This is a genomic window from Mesorhizobium sp. B2-5-7 (genome assembly GCF_006440875.1).
GTDB classification, from domain to species: domain Bacteria; phylum Pseudomonadota; class Alphaproteobacteria; order Rhizobiales; family Rhizobiaceae; genus Mesorhizobium; species Mesorhizobium australicum.
On sequence record NZ_VFUO01000002.1, the window covers coordinates 881285 to 898867 of the forward strand.

At 62.9% G+C, this 17583-nt stretch carries 15 protein-coding genes; 12 read left to right on the forward strand and 3 right to left on the reverse strand.

Going from position 1 to position 17583, the window contains the following annotated elements:
• Positions 1–32 precede the first annotated feature (32 nt).
• The 6 genes from FJ543_RS11830 (at position 33) to FJ543_RS11855 (ending at position 5929) form a co-directional block, all read left to right on the forward strand.
• Entirely contained in the window at positions 33–1274 is a 1242-nt protein-coding gene (locus tag FJ543_RS11830; RefSeq protein WP_015315793.1) for an acyl-CoA dehydrogenase family protein, read from the forward strand.
• Between the two features lie 45 nt (positions 1275–1319).
• Entirely contained in the window at positions 1320–2357 is a 1038-nt protein-coding gene (locus FJ543_RS11835; RefSeq protein WP_140875163.1) for a zinc-binding dehydrogenase, read from the forward strand.
• A 210-nt stretch (positions 2358–2567) separates the two neighbouring features.
• The gene (locus FJ543_RS11840; RefSeq protein ID WP_140661753.1) at positions 2568–3734 is read left to right on the forward strand and encodes a glycosyltransferase family 87 protein; all 1167 of its coding nucleotides are present in this window, start codon (positions 2568–2570) and stop codon (positions 3732–3734) included.
• On the forward strand, positions 3727–4713 hold the full coding sequence (locus FJ543_RS11845; protein ID WP_140618757.1) for a glycosyltransferase family 2 protein: 987 nt from the start codon (positions 3727–3729) through the stop codon (positions 4711–4713). The genes FJ543_RS11840 and FJ543_RS11845 overlap by 8 nt, the downstream gene beginning before the upstream one ends.
• Complete coding sequence (locus FJ543_RS11850; RefSeq protein ID WP_140618756.1) at positions 4710–5528, forward strand: ChbG/HpnK family deacetylase; 819 nt, start codon at positions 4710–4712, stop codon at positions 5526–5528. Before FJ543_RS11845 ends, FJ543_RS11850 begins: the two co-directional genes overlap by 4 nt.
• Positions 5525–5929, forward strand: coding sequence for a GtrA family protein (locus tag FJ543_RS11855; RefSeq protein WP_140875165.1), 405 nt, complete (start codon positions 5525–5527; stop codon positions 5927–5929). Before FJ543_RS11850 ends, FJ543_RS11855 begins: the two co-directional genes overlap by 4 nt.
• Positions 5930–5935: 6 nt before the next feature.
• Here FJ543_RS11855 and FJ543_RS11860 read toward each other — a convergent pair whose 3' ends face one another.
• From FJ543_RS11860 to FJ543_RS11870, 3 genes are all read right to left on the reverse strand, one after another.
• Positions 5936–9067: an efflux RND transporter permease subunit gene (locus tag FJ543_RS11860; protein WP_140875167.1), complete on the reverse strand. Its 3132-nt coding sequence runs from the start codon at positions 9065–9067 to the stop codon at positions 5936–5938.
• Positions 9064–10224, reverse strand: coding sequence for an efflux RND transporter periplasmic adaptor subunit (locus tag FJ543_RS11865; RefSeq protein ID WP_140618750.1), 1161 nt, complete (start codon positions 10222–10224; stop codon positions 9064–9066). Before FJ543_RS11865 ends, FJ543_RS11860 begins: the two co-directional genes overlap by 4 nt.
• 200 nt (positions 10225–10424) lie before the next feature.
• Entirely contained in the window at positions 10425–11252 is an 828-nt protein-coding gene (locus FJ543_RS11870; RefSeq protein ID WP_015315801.1) for a MurR/RpiR family transcriptional regulator, read from the reverse strand.
• Positions 11253–11397: 145 nt separating this feature from the next.
• Between FJ543_RS11870 and FJ543_RS11875 the strand changes: the two genes are divergently transcribed.
• The 6 genes from FJ543_RS11875 (at position 11398) to FJ543_RS11900 (ending at position 17574) form a co-directional block, all read left to right on the forward strand.
• The gene (locus FJ543_RS11875; protein ID WP_140875169.1) at positions 11398–12216 is read left to right on the forward strand and encodes an N-formylglutamate amidohydrolase; all 819 of its coding nucleotides are present in this window, start codon (positions 11398–11400) and stop codon (positions 12214–12216) included.
• A 22-nt stretch (positions 12217–12238) separates the two neighbouring features.
• Positions 12239–13780: an amino acid permease gene (locus FJ543_RS11880; protein ID WP_140618746.1), complete on the forward strand. Its 1542-nt coding sequence runs from the start codon at positions 12239–12241 to the stop codon at positions 13778–13780.
• A gap of 95 nt (positions 13781–13875) precedes the next feature.
• Complete coding sequence (locus FJ543_RS11885) at positions 13876–15246, forward strand: glutamine synthetase family protein (protein WP_015315804.1); 1371 nt, start codon at positions 13876–13878, stop codon at positions 15244–15246.
• Positions 15247–15329: 83 nt separating this feature from the next.
• Positions 15330–15761 (forward strand): hypothetical protein, encoded by a 432-nt coding sequence (locus tag FJ543_RS11890; RefSeq protein ID WP_140661762.1) that lies wholly within the window; start codon positions 15330–15332, stop codon positions 15759–15761.
• Positions 15758–16177 carry a type II toxin-antitoxin system VapC family toxin gene (locus FJ543_RS11895; RefSeq protein WP_015315806.1) on the forward strand — a complete coding sequence of 140 codons (420 nt, stop codon included), beginning with the start codon at positions 15758–15760 and terminating at the stop codon, positions 16175–16177. The genes FJ543_RS11890 and FJ543_RS11895 overlap by 4 nt, the downstream gene beginning before the upstream one ends.
• An 11-nt stretch (positions 16178–16188) precedes the next feature.
• Complete coding sequence (locus tag FJ543_RS11900; protein WP_140875171.1) at positions 16189–17574, forward strand: aldehyde dehydrogenase family protein; 1386 nt, start codon at positions 16189–16191, stop codon at positions 17572–17574.
• Positions 17575–17583: the final 9 nt, after the last annotated feature.

The window sequence follows — 17583 nt, forward strand, 5'->3', positions numbered from 1 at the left end:
AATGCCCGGCCTGCATGAAGGGTTAGCGACCGATGACGGAGATGAATCTCGGCATGACCGAACGGTTGAAGCCGATCCACGCCCGCGTCGCGGCCATGGTGCGCGACGAGATCATGCCGCTCGACAAGGAATTCCTGAGCGAGGTCGGCAAGGCCGGCGACCGTTGGGTCTACAGCAAGCGCCAGGGGGAGATCCTTGAGGGGCTGAAGAAGACCGCACGGGAGCGCGGCCTGTGGAACTTCTGGCTGACCGGCTCGGAGCGCGGCTACGGCCTGTCCACCGTCGAATACGCCTATTTGGCCGAGGAGATGGGCAAGGCGCATCTGGGCGCCGAAACCTTCAACTGCTCGGCACCCGACACCGGCAACATGGAGGTTCTGGAACGCTACGGCTCGGCCGAGCACAAGCGGGAATGGCTCGAGCCGCTGCTGGACGGAAAGATCCGCTCGGCCTATCTCATGACGGAGCCGGACGTCGCCTCCTCCGACGCCACCAACATTTCCATGCGCTGCGAGCGACAGGGCGGCGACTATCTGCTCAACGGCGAGAAATGGTGGGCGTCGGGTGCCGGTGACCCGCGCTGCGCCATTTACATCGTCATGGTGCGGACCGCCGGCGATGAAGAGCCACAGCACCGCCGCCATTCGATGATCCTGGTTCCCTCGGGCGCGAAGGGTGTGACCAAGGTCCGGGCGATGCAGGTCTATGGCGACGATGACGCGCCGCATGGCCACATGCATCTTCGCTTCGACAATGTGCGGATATCGACGTCGAACCTGATCCTCGGCGAGGGCAGGGGCTTCGAAATCGCGCAAGGCCGGCTCGGCCCCGGCCGCATCCATCACTGCATGCGCGCCATCGGCCAGGCCGAGATGGCGCTGGAGATGCTATGCCAGCGTTCCCTACGCCGCGAGGCCTTCGGCCAGAAGCTGGCGAAACTCGGCGCCAATCTCGACATCATTGCCGAATGTCGCATGGAGATCGAGATGGCCCGGCTGCTCTGCCTCAAGGCGGCATGGATGATCGATCAGGGCGACTCGCGGGCCGCGGCCCCCTGGATCAGCCAGATCAAGGTCATCGCGCCGCGCGTGGCGCTCAAGGTCACCGACGAGGCGGTGCAGATGTTCGGCGCGCAAGGCATCAGTCAGGATACGCCTCTCGCACGCTCGTGGACGCATCTCAGGACGCTGCGCCTCGCCGACGGGCCCGATGCAGTGCATCGGCGGCAGGTGGCACGCATGGAGCTGAAGAAATACACGCATGAAAAGATCTGAGCGCTGCCCGGCAGCGTTGCCGCTGACAAACAAGGAATACCGTCAATGACGATCCCCTCCGAAATGAAGGCGCTGCTCTTGGTCGGTGACGGCTATACGAGCACGCCGAGCGGCAGTGCGCTCGAGGCGATGGAGCCGTATCTCGAGCCGGGCAGCATCCCTGTGCCTGCGCCCGGACCTGGCCAAGTGCTGATCAAGGTCAGCCTCGCTTCGATCAATCCATCGGATGTCGCCTTCATCAAGGGCCAGTACGGCCAGCCGCGCGTTATGGGCCGTCCGGCCGGCTTCGAGGGTGTCGGCACGGTCGTCGCGGGCAGCGAGGAGCCCTATCCCAAGAGCCTTGTCGGCAAGCGCGTCGCTTTCGCCACCGGTCTGAGCAATTGGGGCTCGTGGGCTGAATATGCCGTCGCCGAGGCGGCGGCCTGCATTCCGCTTCTCGATACGGTTCGAGACGAGGATGGCGCTGCGATGATCGTCAATCCGCTGACCGCGATCGCCATGTTCGACATCGTCAAGCAGGAAGGCGAAAAGGCCTTCGTCATGACCGCCGGTGCGAGCCAGCTCTGCAAGCTGATCATCGGGCTGGCGAGGGAGGAAGGGTTTCGGCCTGTTGTCACGGTGCGCCGTGACGAGCAGATCGCGTTGCTGAAACAACTTGGAGCGGCGCATGTCCTCAACGAGAAGGTGCCTGATTTCGAGGCCACGCTGCGCGAGGTGATGAAGGCCGAACAGCCGCGCATCTTCCTCGATGCCGTCACCGGGCCGCTGGCGTCAGCCATCTTCAACGCGATGCCAAAAAGGGCGCGCTGGATCATCTACGGCCGGCTTGATCCCGAGGCAACGATCATCCGCGAGCCTGGCCAGCTGATCTTCCAGCACAAGCACATCGAAGGCTTCTGGTTGAGCGAGTGGATGCGGCAATCCAGGGATCGGCGAGGTCCGGCGGTCCTCGAGGCACAGAAGCGTTTTTCCGACGGACGCTGGTCGACCGACGTGACGGCGGTCATTCCGCTGGCCGAGGCAATGGCGCGAATGCCGGCGGAACTGGCCAAGCCCAACGGCAAGGTGTTCATCCGGCCCTGATGCCGTCTTATGCGGCGCCGGAAGGGCGATCGCAGGCTTTCTGGACGCTTTTTCCAGTTCGGTCGACCATCCTTGACAATCCCCGAAATTGATCGCCGCGTCTTTCGGCCCCTATGCCTCGTCGCTTTGTCCGTGATATGTCGCCGCCATCGAATGCCGGGACGGCGCCAAGGCTGAGGCGTCTTCCCCAATGGCGTGCGGGGTGAATTGATGACGATTTCCAAGCCGGTTTTCGATCGTTTGGGGCTGGGCATATGGATCGGGGCATTCCTGATCGTTCTCGGCCTGGTGCTATGGTCGCCCGGCACGCGCACGGTGACGCAGGCCTATGGATATGGCAGCGAAGCGTTCCTGACCGGGCGGCCGCTGTACAATCTTCAATCCGAGATGGGGTACCTGTATGCACCAGCCTTCGCCGCGCTTTACCTGCCGGTGCTGAAGCTCGGACCCTATCTGGGCGGCGTGGTGTGGCATGTGGTGGGCTTCGCAGCGCTCACCTTCGCGGCGATGCGGCAAGTGCGCAAAATCGGCGGTGAGGAATTGCCATGGCTGCTTTCCTTCGGCCTCTTCCTTGCCCTGCCGATGGCGCTGGGTGCCATCCGCAACGGCCAGGCGACGATCCTTTTGACCGCGGCCTGCTGGCTCCTGACCCTGTCGGCGCTCGAAGGGCGGCGCGCCGAAACCTTCTTCTGGGCTTCGGTCGCCATCATCGCCAAACCGACCGCGATCATCATGCTTTTGCTGGTGGGAGCCCTGCGCCTGCGGCTGATACCCGTGCTCGTGCTGGCAGTGCTGTTGGTACTGGCCATACCGTACGCGTTCGCGCCTGCCGGGTACCTCAACCAGCAGTACGGTGATTTCGCCCGCATGTTGACCTCCATGGCCGTCGACAAGTCCGGCCACTTTGTCCCTACCGACTTCACGGCGCCTTTCACCTCGGCCGGGCTGCCCATGCCTGAGTTCGCCGCCACGATCGTGCGCATCGTCGGGGCATTGCTTACGCTGTCGACCGTCCTCTGGTTCGACCGCAAGCTCCAGCCTGGAATAGCCGCACTGGCGATCTTCCTGGCGGCTGCCTTCTACATGTGCGTCTTCAATCCGCGTGTCGAGCCAAATACCTATGCCATGATCGCCGTGCCCGCCGGCCTCGCTATCGCCACACTGTGGCGGGAGGAGCGTGGCGGCGTCCTGGCCTCGGTGCTGTCGACGGTATTGTTCCTCACAGGTTTGACCAGCGTCGAGCGCCACATGCATGATTTCTTCTACCCTTGGTTCCGGCCGATCGCGGTCACCTTCATCGCCTGTTCGCTGATCTGGTGGTTCTGGGCCAAGGCGCGCGAAAAGATCGTGAGCGTCGGACCCGTTGCACATGGCTGATCCGCGTCAAAAACTCGACATCGTGGCGCCCTTCTTCAACGAGGCGCAATCGGCGCCGGCCTTTGCCGCCCTGCTCGACAGGCTCGAGGAAGCGGTATCAAGCCGTTTCGGCATGGCCGTCCACAAGATCCTGGTCGACGACGGCAGCCTCGACGATGGCGCCAGGCGATTTTCGCAAGCCCTGTCGGGATCGTGGGAGATCGTTCGCCTCAGCCGCAATTTCGGCAAGGAGGTCGCGGTGCTCGCCGGCCTCGACCAGTCGCGGGGCGACATGGTGCTGATCATGGATTCGGATCTGCAGCATTCCATGGATATCAGCTTGAAGATGATCGCCGAGCTGGTGGAAAGCCCAGACATCGACGTCGTATACGCGCAGAACGACCGCCGCGAGGCGAGCTGGCGGCGCAGCCAGCTGGCGCGACTTTTCTACAGCCTGATCAACAGCAGCCAGCGTTTCGACATTCCGGAGAACGCCGGTGATTTCCGCGTCATGCGCGGTCCCGTGGTGCGCGCGCTGACCAGCCTGCGCGACAAGCGGCGCTTCAACAAGGGCCTGTTCGCCTGGGCCGGTTTCCGTCAGAAAGCCATACCCTATTCGCCGGAAAACCGCGCCATCGGCACGTCGAAATGGAGCCGGCTCAACCTGATCGCCTTTTCGCTGGAAGGGTTTACATCGTTTTCCGTCATTCCGCTGCGCATCATCAGCTTGAGCGGGATGCTGGCGGCGCTGGCGGGCGTCGTTTACGGCGCCAAAGTGTTCTTCGAGGTGATGTTCTACGGCGTTGCCGTGCCTGGTTACCCCAGCTTGATGGTCGCCGTCGTGCTGCTCGGCGGTCTCAACCTCACCTTGCTCGGCCTGATCGGCGAATATGTCTGGGTCACGCTGTCGGAGAGCAAGGACCGTCCGGTCTATCTGGTGCGCGATGTGGTGCTCAGCGAGACCGCTCCCGACAAGCCGCCGGGCGCGTCCCGCGGATGACGCGGCGCATTCGCCTGATCGCCGATGACTACGGGCTGGCACCAGGGGTTTGCGCCGGCATTCTCGACCTGCTCGACCGCGGACGCCTGACCGGCACCAGCTGCATGACCGGTTTTCCGGAATGGGCCGAGGCGGCAGCGCGCATAAAGCCGCTGCGCGGCCGCGCGGCGATCGGGCTGCACCTGACCCTTACGGACCAGCCAGCGGTCACAGGCAAATCGAGCCTGGCGCCCGAGGGCCGGTTGCCGCCGCTTCGTTCGCTGGCCCTGCCGATCCTGCGCGGGCGGATCGACGAGCGCGACGTCCATGCCGAACTCGACGCGCAATATAGCCGTTTCGTCGAGGCGCTGGGCCGCAAGCCCGACTTCGTCGACGGTCATCAGCACGTGCATTTCCTGCCTGTCGTGCGCGGCTGGCTGCGGACACGTTTTCCCGACACTGCCGGCAGGCCGGTGCTGCGCGGCGCTCCGGCGCTGAGCGATGCCGCCGCCGCACCGAAAATCGCGGCAATCGCTGCCCTGGCCGCCGGCTTCAACCAATCGATGCAGCGCGCCGGCTTTGCCGTTTTGAAGCCGCTCGCCGGCATCTATGACTGGCGGCAACCCGAAAAGTTCGCCCCCCTGCTGGAGGCTGCCGTCGAGGCGCTGTCGGACCGTGGGCTGTTCATGTGCCACCCCGGCCATGTGGACCAAACGCTCTGCGCGCGTGACCCGATGCAAGGCGTGCGCGAAGTGGAATTCGGCGTTCTGGCTTCGGATGCGTTCGGCGCGAGCCTGGCCCGAGCCGGTGTCGAGATATTGGACGGCAGGGAATGAATGGCGTTCAGCGGCGTTCGACCGGCAGTAAGATCGTCCGTTTTGCGCTGGTCGGACTGGCAAATACGACCATAGACCTTGCCGGTTTTTTCCTGCTGCTCAAGCTGCACGCCCCGCCGCTGTCCGCCAATGTCATCTCGTGGTCGATTGCCGTCGTCTTCTCTTTCGTGGCGAATGGCTTCTGGTCGTTCGAACGCAATCACGCCATTCGGCTGCATGATGCCTTCCTGCGCTTCGTCTCGGCTGGGGCGTTAATTTCGCTCGGCGTGTCCAGCCTGTCGATCGCACTCTTCGCCGGCATCGGCGGTGTTTGGCCGGCAAAGATCGGCGGGGTCATCGTGGCGGCCGTGCTGAACTTCCTTGCCGCGCGTTGGTCGATCGAGGGCCGGCTGCTGAAATAGGTATCTCTATTCCGCCGGTTCCACATTGGTGTAGGCGGCTTCCTCGAGTTCGCGCTTCAGCCGTGCTTCCTCATGGGTCTTCGGCGTGACGAAGCGGCCAAGCAGGAGATAAGCGACCGGGGTCAGGAACAGTGTCGAGATGGTGGCCAGGCCAAGCCCGCCGACAATGACCCAGCCGAGCGCCACGCGTGCCTCGGCGCCCGCGCCGGCGGCCAGCACGAGCGGCACACCGCCAAGTATGGTGCAGATCATCGTCATCATCACCGGCCGCAGGCGGATGGTGGAAGCCTGCTCGATCGCTTCGCGCACGCCCAGGCCCCGATCTCGTAGCTGGTTGGCGAATTCGACGATCAGGATGCCGTTCTTGGCCATGACGCCGACCAGCAGCACCAGGCCGATCTGGCTGTAGGCGTTGAGGCTGGTGCCTGAAAGCAGCAGCGCGAAAATGGCGCAGGCAAGGCCGAGCGGCACCGTCGCCATGATGATGACGGCGCTGACGAAACTCTCGAACTGGGCGGCCAGCACCAGGAGGATGATGACCAGGGCGAAGCCGAAGATGGTGACCATGGCGCTGTTGGTTTCACCCAAAGTCGCAGCCTCGGCCAGGGGCAGGATGCGGCTTCCGGGCGGCAGGAGCGGCGTGGCGATCTGCTCGGCGCGTGTCAGCGCATCGCCAAGCGCGAAATTGCCAGAGAGGTTCGAGGTGATCGCCACCGAAGGCTGCTGCTGTTCGCGCGACAGCGACGGTGGTACGGCGCGCTCGGTCAGGGTGGCGATGGTCGACATCGGCACGAAGCGGCCATCCGCCGTCTTGAGAAAGACATTTTCCAGGTCGGTCGGATCGTTGATCGGATTGGTGGTCGAGACCAGTTTCACGCCGTAGCTGCGGTCGGCGATGTAGACATCGACGACGTCGTTGCCGTCGAGCATGGCTTGCATGGTGTTGGCGAGCCCCGTGATGTCGATGCCGAGATCGGAGGCGCGCTCACGATCTATAGCTACGGCCAGTTGCGGCTGCGTCGGGTCGATCGACAGGCGCGGCGTCTGAAAGCGCTCATCCTTCTGCATTTCGGCGATGATCTTGATCGCTGCATCGCCAAGCGCCTTCCGGTCGTTGCCAACCAGAGCGAATTGCAGGCCGTTGCCGGCGCCGCGGATGCCGAGACTGTTGGGTTGGACCGGGAAGATCCGCACGCTGGGCACCTGCCTGGTCAACTGACTGATCTCGGCCATGATCTCCTGCTGGCTGCGGCTGCGCTCGTCCCACGGCGCCAGCGTCATCACCATGAAGCCCGAATTGTAGGAGCCGTTCTGGCCGGCGTTTTCGAAGGTCGAGCGGATCTCGCCGGAATCGCGCATCGGCTGGATCAGCCGCTCGATCTTCTGCATCTGCTGCGTCGTGTAGTCGAGGCTGACGCCTTGCGGGGCGTTGATACGCAACAGCACGGCGGCGCGGTCCTCGGTCGGCGTCAGTTCCTGGCGGATGGTGCCGAACAGCGCGAAGGCGACGCCGGCAAACAGCACCGCGACCAGAACCACGATCCAGGGCGCGTCGAGGCAAGCGTGCAGCGCGCGCTTGTAGCCGGCATTCAAGACGCCGCCGATGCGAGCGCCGACGCCTTCGCCGCCTTCGTGGTGAAGCGGCGCGCTGGTCAGCATGCGCGAAGCAAGCATCGGGCAAAGCGTCAGCGCGACCACGCAGGACAGAAGCACCGACATCGCAAGCACGAAGCCGAATTCGCGGAACAGGCCGCCGGTCTGGCCGGGCAGGAACGAGATCGGCACGAAGACGGCGACAAGCGTCAGTGTCGTGGCGACGACGGCGAAGAACACTTCCTGCGCGCCGAGCACGGCCGCCGCACGCGGCCCCATGCCTTCGTTGCGGCGTCGCACGATGTTTTCCAAGACGACGATGGCGTCGTCGACGACAAGGCCCGTCGCCAGCACCAAAGCGAGCAGCGTCAGGATGTTGACGGAGAAGCCGGCCAGATAGATGGCGGCGATGGTGCCGATCATGGCGACCGGCATCGACAGGCCGGGGATGAGCGTGGCGCGCCAGTCGAGCAGGAAGATGTAAATGACGATCAGCACCATGGTAACCGACAGCCCAAGCGCGATCTCGACCTCGTGCACCGCACCCTTGACGAAGACAGCGTCGTCGCTGGTGATCTTGATCGACATGCCCTTGGGCAGGTTCTCCTGCAGCTTGGCGACGGCGGCCTGGACACCCGTCGAAATGTCCAGCGTGTTCGATTCCGCCTGGCGGATAATGCCGAGGCCGATTCCGGTCTTGCCGTCCGAACGCAGCGTCGTCTGGCCAACATCGGGGCCGAGCGTGACGGTCGCTACATCGCGGATGCGCGTCGTGCCGCCGATGATGATGTTTTCGAATTCCTCGGGCGTCGTCACGTCGGCCGTGGTGCGGACGATCAGGTCCTGGTTGGTCGTTGTGATCGACCCGGCCGGGGAATCGAAGGCGACGGAGGCAAGCGCCGCCCGGAGGTCGGCGACCGTGAAGCCGAGGCTGGCGAGCTTGTTCTGGTCGACATCGATGCGAAAGATCTTGTCGCGGTCGCCATAAACCTGGACGTCGGCGACGCCGGGCACGGCGGCCAGTTCGTCCTCGATCTGGTCCTGGACCACCACCGTCATGTCCTGGATCGACATGGTGTCCGAAGTCACCGCCAGCCGCATCACCGCGTCGGAATTGGCATCGGCCTTGACGATGCGCGGCGGATCGGCGGTATCGGGCATCTGGTTGGCGACCCGGCCGACGGCATCACGCACATCCGAGGCGGCGACATTGAGATCGACACCGTCGTTGAACTCGATGGTGACGCGGCTCGAGCCGAAGGAGGAGGAAGATGAGATCGACTTGACGCCGGAGACGCGGGCGACGGCGCCCTCGATCGTGTCGGTCAGTTCGCGGTCGACGGTTTCGGCGGCCGCGCCTTCGAAGGTCGTGGAGACCGTGACGACGGCGCGGTCGACGTCGGGCAGTTCGCGGATCTCGACACCGTAGAAGGCAGCGAGGCCGGCAACGGCTATAAGGGTGTTCAGCACGAACGCCATGACCGGCCTGCGGATGAACAGTGCGGTGAAGCCGGTATCGCTGGCGGCGTTGACGGAGCCGGTCATGAGCCTTCCGCGGCGTTGGTGGCGCGCTGCTCCTGGCCCGCGATGCGAACCTCGCCGCCTTCGCTGACACTTTGGGTGCCTTCGGTGACCACCATGTCGCCGCTGTCGATCTCCGCGTCGATCAATACGGTCTCGGTGTTGCGCTGGATGATGCGCACCGGCACGCGCCTGGCCTTGCCGTCCTCGACTTGCCAGACATAGGCGCCGTCCGAACCCCAGAGGATCGCCAGCGGGCTGACGGCCGGATAGGTCTCGCCGGGGAATTTCATGGTGATGGAGAACGACATGCCGGCGCGCAGCGAATCGGCCGGATTGGCGATGGTGGCCTTGACCAGAAGTGTGCGGCTCTTTTCGTCGATATGATTGTCGATCGCCGAAACCGTGCCGGTGTATGCGTTGCTCGGATTGGCGATCGGCGTCGCCGTCAATTGCGCGCCGACCTTGACGGCGGCGGCGAAGCGCTCGGGCACCTGGAAATCGACCAGGATAGAGGACCGGTCGTCAAGCGTGGCTATCGCCGACTGGTTGGTGACGTAATTGCCGGCCGAGATCGGCAGGATGCCGACCGTGCCGGTGATCGGCGCCAGGATCGAGCGGCGCTGCAGTGCAAGCTCGGCATCCTGAAGCGCCAGCTTGGCGCCGGCCAGAACCACTTCGGCATCGGCGACCGCGACCGGTGTCGCCGCGTTGGAGGCACGCAGCGACTTGACGCGGTCGAGCTTGGACTGAGCATCCTGCAAGGCAAGCTTGGCGCGGTCCTGTGCGATGATCTCCGTCTCGGAATCGAGCGTTGCGATGATCCGTCCCTTGTCGACATGAGTGCCGGATTCGACCAGCAACTCGGCAAGACGGCCGGAACTGTAGGGATTGACGGTCACCGAGGCGTTGGCACGGCCGGTGCCGATCGCTTGCAGGCGGTCGTTTATGGTGGCCGTACCGGCAGGCAAGGCGACGACGTTGACCTGCCGGACTCCATTGCGATTGCCAGCCTGTTTCGCGCCGTCCGCACCGCTTCCGGCGGGAGGCGTTGCCGCGTAGGCCCAATCCATCCCCCAGCGCGCCAGCACTGCCGGCGCGCCTGGATAGAAGCGTGCCCAGGCGGCCGCGGCGGCGACCACGATCACAAGCGCAACGACAATTTGCTTCCAGGTCCGCATCGACACTCCGGTTTCAGAAATCGTCGGCCATTCGCAAAGGAACGGCACAGCGACGATGCGGGCGGGCGGCAAAAATCCGGCCACGCCACACCCCGATATCAGCGGTTTATGGCAATTATCACGCAATCGTGCACATTAAATCTCGGTAACGTGAAACCGAGACGGCCGCGAAGCCGATGCAGTGATCCGGAGGATTCTGCTTATCGCAGGCCTTCCATCTCGCGGATGCGCCGGGCGCCGTCGGCCTCGAGTTGCCTTGTGACGGCGCCGATCAGCGTTTCGGCGACGACGAAAAGTGCCGCCGAGGAATCCCATGCGGAAGGCACGGCGGTTCGTCCGGCGATGACATGGCGAGCAAAGCGGGCGATCGGCGACAGCCACTGGTCGGTGAACAGTACGATCTGAACGCCGCGCTGATGCGCCTTCTCGGCGAAGCGGACGAGGCTGTCCTGGTAGCGCCTGATGTCGAAGATCACCAGCACGTCGCGCTTGCCCATGTCAATCAGCCGGTCACGCCACATGCTCTCCTGGCCGGCGAGGTGAAAGACATCGGGCTGGATGACGGCGAGATGGGCGGCCATGTAGCGCGCCAGCGGGTCGGTAAAGCGGCCGCCGATCAGGAATGTCTTGCCACGCCGCTCGGCCAGCCTGGTGGCAATGTCGGCAAGCTGCTTGTCGGACAGGTGCCTGAAGGTCTCGCGCATATTGTCGAGCGTTGCTTCCAGCATGGGCGACACCGTGCCGCCACTAGGCGAGGGCGGGTTGAGCGTTCGTATCGCCGGCGATTGCAATTGCGCCGCCAGTTCATCCTGCAGGCTCGACTGGAACTCGGGGTAATTCTGGAAGCCCAGCCGGGCGACGAAACGCAGGATCGTCGGCGAGGAGACGCCGGCCGCGGATGAGAATTCGGCGACTGTCTTGAGGCCGATCATCGGATAGCTCGCGATCAGCGTCTGCGCTGCGCGCCGTTCGCCGGCGGGCATCGCGCCGATACGGTCGGCAATCAATTCGGCAATGTTGGAAATCATCTTTTCCCCACCCTTGGCCCGCCGACCGTCTTTTCCCCAGATCGCATTTGACAAAGCCAAACAAACTGTATGAAATCATCCACCGGGACGCAATGAAACAAAATACGTAACATACGATACAGCGCTCCCAGGGGACGGCAGGACTATGGAGACAGCGCGGCCCGCCAGCCTTGCATCGTCTGATACCGTGAGGGTGACGAACCCCGGCGGATCGAGCCCCTTCGTGCTGACCTGCGATCACGCTTCCAATTTCCTTCCGGCTGAATTCGGCACGCTCGGCCTTGCCGTCGACGACCTGTCCCGCCATATCGCTTGGGATCCCGGTGCTTTGCCGGTTGCGCTGCGGATGGCGCAGGCGCTCGATGCGACGCTGGTCGAAGCCCGCATTTCGCGTCTCGTCATCGACTGCAACCGGCCGCTCGATGCGCCGGACCTGGTGCCGCCGGTCAGCGAAACCACTGCCATACCGGGCAATACCGGCTTGTCGGAAAAACAGCGCGCGGCGCGGGTCGCCCTGTCATGGCAACCGTTCCATGGCGCCATCGAGCGCATCGTCGAGGACCGGTTGGCGCGCGGCCAGGAGACCCGCCTGGTTTCCGTTCATTCCTTCACGCCGGTCTATAAAGGCCGCAATCGGCCCTGGCATATCGGCATCATCCATGACGATGATCGCCGGCTGGCGTCGCCGCTGATATCGGCGCTGCAACGGCTCTCAGGCATCACCGTCGGCATCAACGAACCCTATTCGCCGGCCGACCGCGTCTATTTCACGCTGGAACGGCATGCGCGCTCGCGCGGGCTACCCTGCGCGATGATCGAAATCCGCAACGATGAAATCTCCGGCGAAACCGGGCAGCGGAAATGGGCGGATATGCTCACGGGCATTTTTTCGGATCTGAAGCCAGAGGAGGCCAAGGGCTCTCGACGAAGCGCAGTCGGAAAGTCAGTTCAATCGGCCAGCTAAGAACCAACAGGGGAACTCTGACATGACAACACCTGATCACTCTGACAAGTCGGAGGACACAAAAATCCTCCACAGTATGGGCTACGCCCAGGAACTAGCGCGCCGCATGAGCGGCTTCTCCAACTTCGCCATTTCCTTCTCGATCATCTGCATTCTGGCGGGCGGCATTACGTCTTTCCCGCTGGCCATGGCGACCGGCAGCGGTTTCGAGGCGACCATCGGCTGGGTCATCGGCGGCGTCTTTGCGCTCGTGGTCGCGGCGTCTCTCGGCCAGATTGGATCGGCCTATCCGACAGCCGGCGGCCTCTATCACTGGTCCTCGATCCTAGGCGGACGCGGCTGGGGCTGGGCCACGGCCTGGATCAACTTGCTCGGCCTGATCTTCGTCGTCGCTTCGGTGAATGTCGGCGTCTACCTGCTGTTTCAGGGGCTCGTTGCTGGCCCGATCTTCGGCTGGGACACATCGGCCTGGGGCTTCTGGCAACAGACGGCGGCAGTCGTCTTGATTACAGTTACCCAAGGTCTGTTCAATCATCTCGGCATCAAGACGACGACGATGTTGACCGATTTTTCCGGCTACCTCATCCTCGTTGTCGCGGTCGTGCTGACGCTGACCTTCCTGATCTGGGGCGCGCATGGCTTCGACCTCGCGCGGCTGACGACTTTCGTCAACACGACCGGCGATCTCGGTGGTGGCTATGTTCCGACGGCCCGCACCGCACTCGTGGCCTTCCTGATTGGCCTTCTCTACCCGCTTTACACGATCACCGGCTTTGACGCCTCCGCGCATACCGCCGAGGAAACGCACAATGCCCGCGTCGCTGTGCCCAGAGGCATGATCCACGCGGTCCTCTGGTCTCTCGTCTTCGGTTTCGTCATGGCGGTCTCCTTCGTCCTTGCCAGCCCCGATCTCGTGGCGACCGCCAAGGACGGCGGCAATGCCTGGTTCAACCTGTTCAACAATCTGCCGGCGCCAACCTGGCTCAAGGCTCTGCTCGGCATCGCCATCGTGCTGTCGAACTATCTGTGCGCGCTAGCAGGGCTCACTTCGACCTCGCGCATGATCTTTGCCTTTTCGCGTGACGGAGGTCTGCCAGGGTCATCTTTATGGAAGCAGGTTTCGCCGACCTGGCGCACGCCCGTCCCGGCCATCTGGCTCGGCGTCGTTCTGTCGATTGCCGCCACGCTCTATTCGCCGGCTTTCGCGGCGCTGGCAGCCGGCTGCGCACTCTTCCTCTACGTCTCCTACGCCATGCCGATCGCGGCCGGACTTCTTGCGGAAGGAAAGAGCTGGACCGAGTTCGGACCATTCCGGCTCGGCATCTGGTCAAAGCCGTTCGCGGTCATCACCGTGCTTGGTGTTCTGGTGTTGATGTATGCCGGCATCCAACCGCCCTTCGACATCTTGATCAACTATGCGATCGGATTGATCGTTCTGCTCGTCGTTTTGTGGTTCGCCGTTGAGAACCGCCGCTTCCAGGGGCCGCCCATCGGCGAGACGGCAATCGCCAAGCGCAGGGCGACCATCGCAGCGGCCGAAAAGGCCGTCGGCGAATCCGCCTAAACAACCAATCAAGCCGTGGCGGGTTCGCTCGCCACGGTTTTTTGTTCTCGTTCATGTGACAAGCCCGAAACGCCAAGCACTGGAGTGCCAAAGGAATGGCCGGAAGTTTCTCGTTCGATCAGTTGAAGAAAGCGGTCTCCAGCGGCGAGATCGACACGGTGCTGGCATGCATTGTCGACATGCAGGGCCGGTTGGCGGGAAAGCGGTTCCTGGCGCAATACTTCGTCGATTCCGCGCATGACGAGACGCATGGCTGCAACTACCTGCTGGCGGCCGACATCGATATGGAGCCGGTGCCGGGCTACAAGGCGGCAAGCTGGTCGAAGGGCTATGGCGACTTCGTCATGAAGCCGGACCTGGCGACGCTGCGGCGCATTCCCTGGCTGGAAAAGACGGCGCTCGTCATTTGCGACGTGCTCGACCACCACACCCACGACGACCTGCCGCATTCGCCGCGCGCCATATTGAAGAAGCAGGTCAAGCGGCTGAGCGAGCGCGGTTATATCGGCTATTTCGCTTCCGAGCTCGAATTCTATCTGTTCAACGAGACCTACGATTCCGCCCGCAAGAAGCATTGGCAGGGGCTCGATACAGCCTCGCCCTATATTGGGGACTACCAGATCGGCATCACTACCAAGGAAGAAGGCGTCATGCGCCGGCTTCGCAACGAGATGGAAGCCGCCGGTATTCCGATCGAGAATTCCAAGGGCGAGTGGGGGCCGGGCCAGGAAGAGATCAATGTGCGCTACGCCGAGGCGCTCGACATGGCCGACCGCCACGTCATCCTGAAGAACGGCGCCAAGGAGATTGCCGAGTCCGAAGGCAAGGCGATTTCCTTCATGTCCAAGTATAATTACGGTCTCGCCGGCAATTCGAGCCACATCCACAATTCGCTGTGGAGCGCGGACGGCAAGACGCCGCTGTTCTTCGACAGACAAGCCGACTGGACCTTGTCGACGCTCGGCCAGCAATGGGCGGCCGGGCAGCTGAAATACGCCAAGGAATTCACCTGGTTCCTGGCGCCCTACATCAATTCCTACAAGCGCTTCCAGGCCGGCACTTTCGCGCCGACCAAGATCATGTGGAGCGAAGACAACCGCACCGCCGGCTTCCGCCTGTGCGGCGAGGGCACCAAGGGCATCCGCATGGAATGCCGCATCGGCGGCGCCGACCTCAATCCCTATCTCGCCTTCGCGGCGCTGATCGCGGCCGGCCTCGCCGGTATCGACGAGAAGCTGGAATTGCAGAAGCCTTTCGTCGGCGACGCCTATCAGGCTTCTCGTTTGCCGGAAATTCCAAAGACGCTGCGCGATGCGACCGAGACGCTGGCGAAATCGAAGATGCTGAAACAGGCGCTCGGCGAGGATGTGCTCGAGCACTATGTCCACACAGCGAAGTGGGAGCAGTTCGAATACGATCGGCGTATCACGGATTGGGAACTGCACAGAGGGTTCGAGCGTTACTAAAGCTGTATGCAGCTTTATTGTTGACAATGTAGTTAATGTAGCTCATATGAAGGCTGCAAACTGCAATTGTTGGGGAGTTCGCAATGTCCAAATATGCGCCGCTGAAGGAATTTCTGGTCGCCCAGAATGCCGACCGTGTGCCTATGTCGTTCGATCAGATCGAAAGCGTGCTTAGTCTGCCGTTGCCGGCATCGAAGCGATACCCCGCGTGGTGGAGCAACAATCCGAGCAACAATCCCATGACCAGGGAGTGGCTCGAGGCCGGCTTCGAGACCGAATCCGTCAACGTAGGCACTGGCAAGCTTGTCTTTCGCCGCGTTCGCAAGATGCCGACCGGTGACGGCGCACCCGCGGTCCGTACGCACCGTCACCCTGGATTTGGTTTCATGAAGGGCTTGATAGCAATCGAGGCCGGGTTTGATGTCACCAAACCGTTCGATGATGAGCCTTGGGATCGGGGTTATCTGGGCGGTGAAACTCAGGCTCAGCATGGCAAACACATGATGCGCAAATGAGTGAAGAGCCGAGCCTGCTGCTGGACACGTGCGCGATGATCTTCATTGCAAACGACAGCAAAATCGACCCTCAGGCAAGCCAGGAGATTTCCGACGCGGCCTATGATGGCCGCCTCTATCTCTCGCCGATGTCAGCATGGGAGATCGGCATCGGTGTGGCCAAGGGCCGGCTCAACTTGCCCATAGCGCCGCTCGATTTCGTAGAGCGATTCATTGAGCGCATGTCCGCGAAACTCAGCGCGATTTCGCCGGCCATTCTGATCGCGTCCTCCAACTTGCCGGGTTCGCCCCATGGCGATCCTATGGATCGAATACTGATTGCCACTGCAAGGGCCTTGGACATGGTTCTTGTGACGCGAGACGAGCCCATCCTTCGCTACAGCCGCAATGGCCATCTGCGTACATTAGCCTGCTAAATGGAGCACCTTTGGAAACCGTAAAACTCAAATCCCCCATCGACGGCTCGATCTATGCGGAGCGGCCGGTCGCTACCGACCAGGCGATCAACGCCGCGGTCGAGCGTGCCAAGGCGGCGCAGGAGAAGTGGGCGCAGTCGCCGATCGTCGAGCGCGGCAAGTACATGCTGGCGATGCTGGAAGCACTGGTCGCGATGACCGACGAGATCGTGCCGGAGATCGCCTGGCAGATGGGGCGTCCCGTTCGTTATGGCGGCGAGTTCGGCGGCGTCAAGGAGCGTACCAACTATATGGTCGAGATCGCGGAAGCGGCGCTCAAGTCCGTGCCGGCCTCCAACCCGAAGGACGGCTTCCGGCGCTATGTGAAGAAGGATCCGCTTGGGGTGGTCATGGTGATCGCGCCATGGAACTATCCCTATCTGACAGCGGTCAACACCATCGTGCCGGCGCTGATGGCCGGCAACGCCGTCATCCTGAAACATGCCGCGCAGACGTTGCTGGTCGGCGAGCGCTTCCAACAGGCCTTCGACGAGGCCGGCCTGCCAAAGGGCGTTTTCCAGAATGTCGTGCTCAACCATGCACAGACGGAAAAACTGCTGGGTTCCGGCAAGATCGACCATGTCAATTTCACCGGCTCGGTCGCTGGCGGCCGTGTTATCGAAAAGGCGGCGGCAGGCACCTTCATGACGCTTGGGCTCGAACTCGGTGGCAAGGATCCGGCTTATGTGCTGCCCGACGCCAAGATAGACCATGCCGTGGCCAATCTGGTCGACGGCGCCTTCTTCAATTCCGGCCAGTGCTGCTGCGGCATCGAACGCGTCTATGTGCACGAAAAAATCTATGACGAGTTCGTCGAAGGCTTCATCGCCGAGACCAGGAATTATGTCGTCGGCAATCCGCTGGAGCAGGCGACGACGATGGGACCGATGGCGCAGGCGCGCTTTGCCGACCTGATCCGCGAGCAGAAGGCCGAAGCGCTGCGCAAGGGTGCCAAGGCGCACATCAACATGAAGGTGGCTAACGACAAGGCCGGCTCGCCTTACCTGGCGCCGGAGGTGTTGACGCAAGTCGACCATCAGATGAGCGTCATGCGTGAGGAAAGCTTTGGCCCGATCGTCGGCATCATGAAGGTGCGCAACGATGAGGAGGCGATCGCTTTGATGAACGACAGCCCCTACGGGCTGACGGCCTCGATCTGGACGCGCGACACCGAGCATGCGGTGGCGATCGGCGACCGCGTCGAGACCGGCACGGTGTTCATGAACCGCTGCGACTATCTCGATCCCGCGCTGGTCTGGACCGGCGTCAAGGACACCGGCAAGGGCGTTGCCCTGTCGGCGCTGGGCTATGACAATCTGACCCGGCCGAAATCCTTCCATCTGCGTGAAGCCATCTAATTTTCGAAA

What these genes read in the sequence shown, in the direction of transcription:
- FJ543_RS11830 (WP_015315793.1), top strand. Translation starts at nt 33, where the DNA reads ATGACGGAGATGAATCTCGGCATGACCGAACGGTTGAAGCCGATCCAC.
- FJ543_RS11835 (WP_140875163.1), top strand. Translation starts at nt 1,320, where the DNA reads ATGACGATCCCCTCCGAAATGAAGGCGCTGCTCTTGGTCGGTGACGGC.
- FJ543_RS11840 (WP_140661753.1), top strand. Translation starts at nt 2,568, where the DNA reads ATGACGATTTCCAAGCCGGTTTTCGATCGTTTGGGGCTGGGCATATGG.
- FJ543_RS11845 (WP_140618757.1), top strand. Translation starts at nt 3,727, where the DNA reads ATGGCTGATCCGCGTCAAAAACTCGACATCGTGGCGCCCTTCTTCAAC.
- FJ543_RS11850 (WP_140618756.1), top strand. Translation starts at nt 4,710, where the DNA reads ATGACGCGGCGCATTCGCCTGATCGCCGATGACTACGGGCTGGCACCA.
- FJ543_RS11855 (WP_140875165.1), top strand. Translation starts at nt 5,525, where the DNA reads ATGAATGGCGTTCAGCGGCGTTCGACCGGCAGTAAGATCGTCCGTTTT.
- FJ543_RS11860 (WP_140875167.1), bottom strand. Translation starts at nt 9,067, where the DNA reads ATGACCGGCTCCGTCAACGCCGCCAGCGATACCGGCTTCACCGCACTG.
- FJ543_RS11865 (WP_140618750.1), bottom strand. Translation starts at nt 10,224, where the DNA reads ATGCGGACCTGGAAGCAAATTGTCGTTGCGCTTGTGATCGTGGTCGCC.
- FJ543_RS11870 (WP_015315801.1), bottom strand. Translation starts at nt 11,252, where the DNA reads ATGATTTCCAACATTGCCGAATTGATTGCCGACCGTATCGGCGCGATG.
- FJ543_RS11875 (WP_140875169.1), top strand. Translation starts at nt 11,398, where the DNA reads ATGGAGACAGCGCGGCCCGCCAGCCTTGCATCGTCTGATACCGTGAGG.
- FJ543_RS11880 (WP_140618746.1), top strand. Translation starts at nt 12,239, where the DNA reads ATGACAACACCTGATCACTCTGACAAGTCGGAGGACACAAAAATCCTC.
- FJ543_RS11885 (WP_015315804.1), top strand. Translation starts at nt 13,876, where the DNA reads ATGGCCGGAAGTTTCTCGTTCGATCAGTTGAAGAAAGCGGTCTCCAGC.
- FJ543_RS11890 (WP_140661762.1), top strand. Translation starts at nt 15,330, where the DNA reads ATGTCCAAATATGCGCCGCTGAAGGAATTTCTGGTCGCCCAGAATGCC.
- FJ543_RS11895 (WP_015315806.1), top strand. Translation starts at nt 15,758, where the DNA reads ATGAGTGAAGAGCCGAGCCTGCTGCTGGACACGTGCGCGATGATCTTC.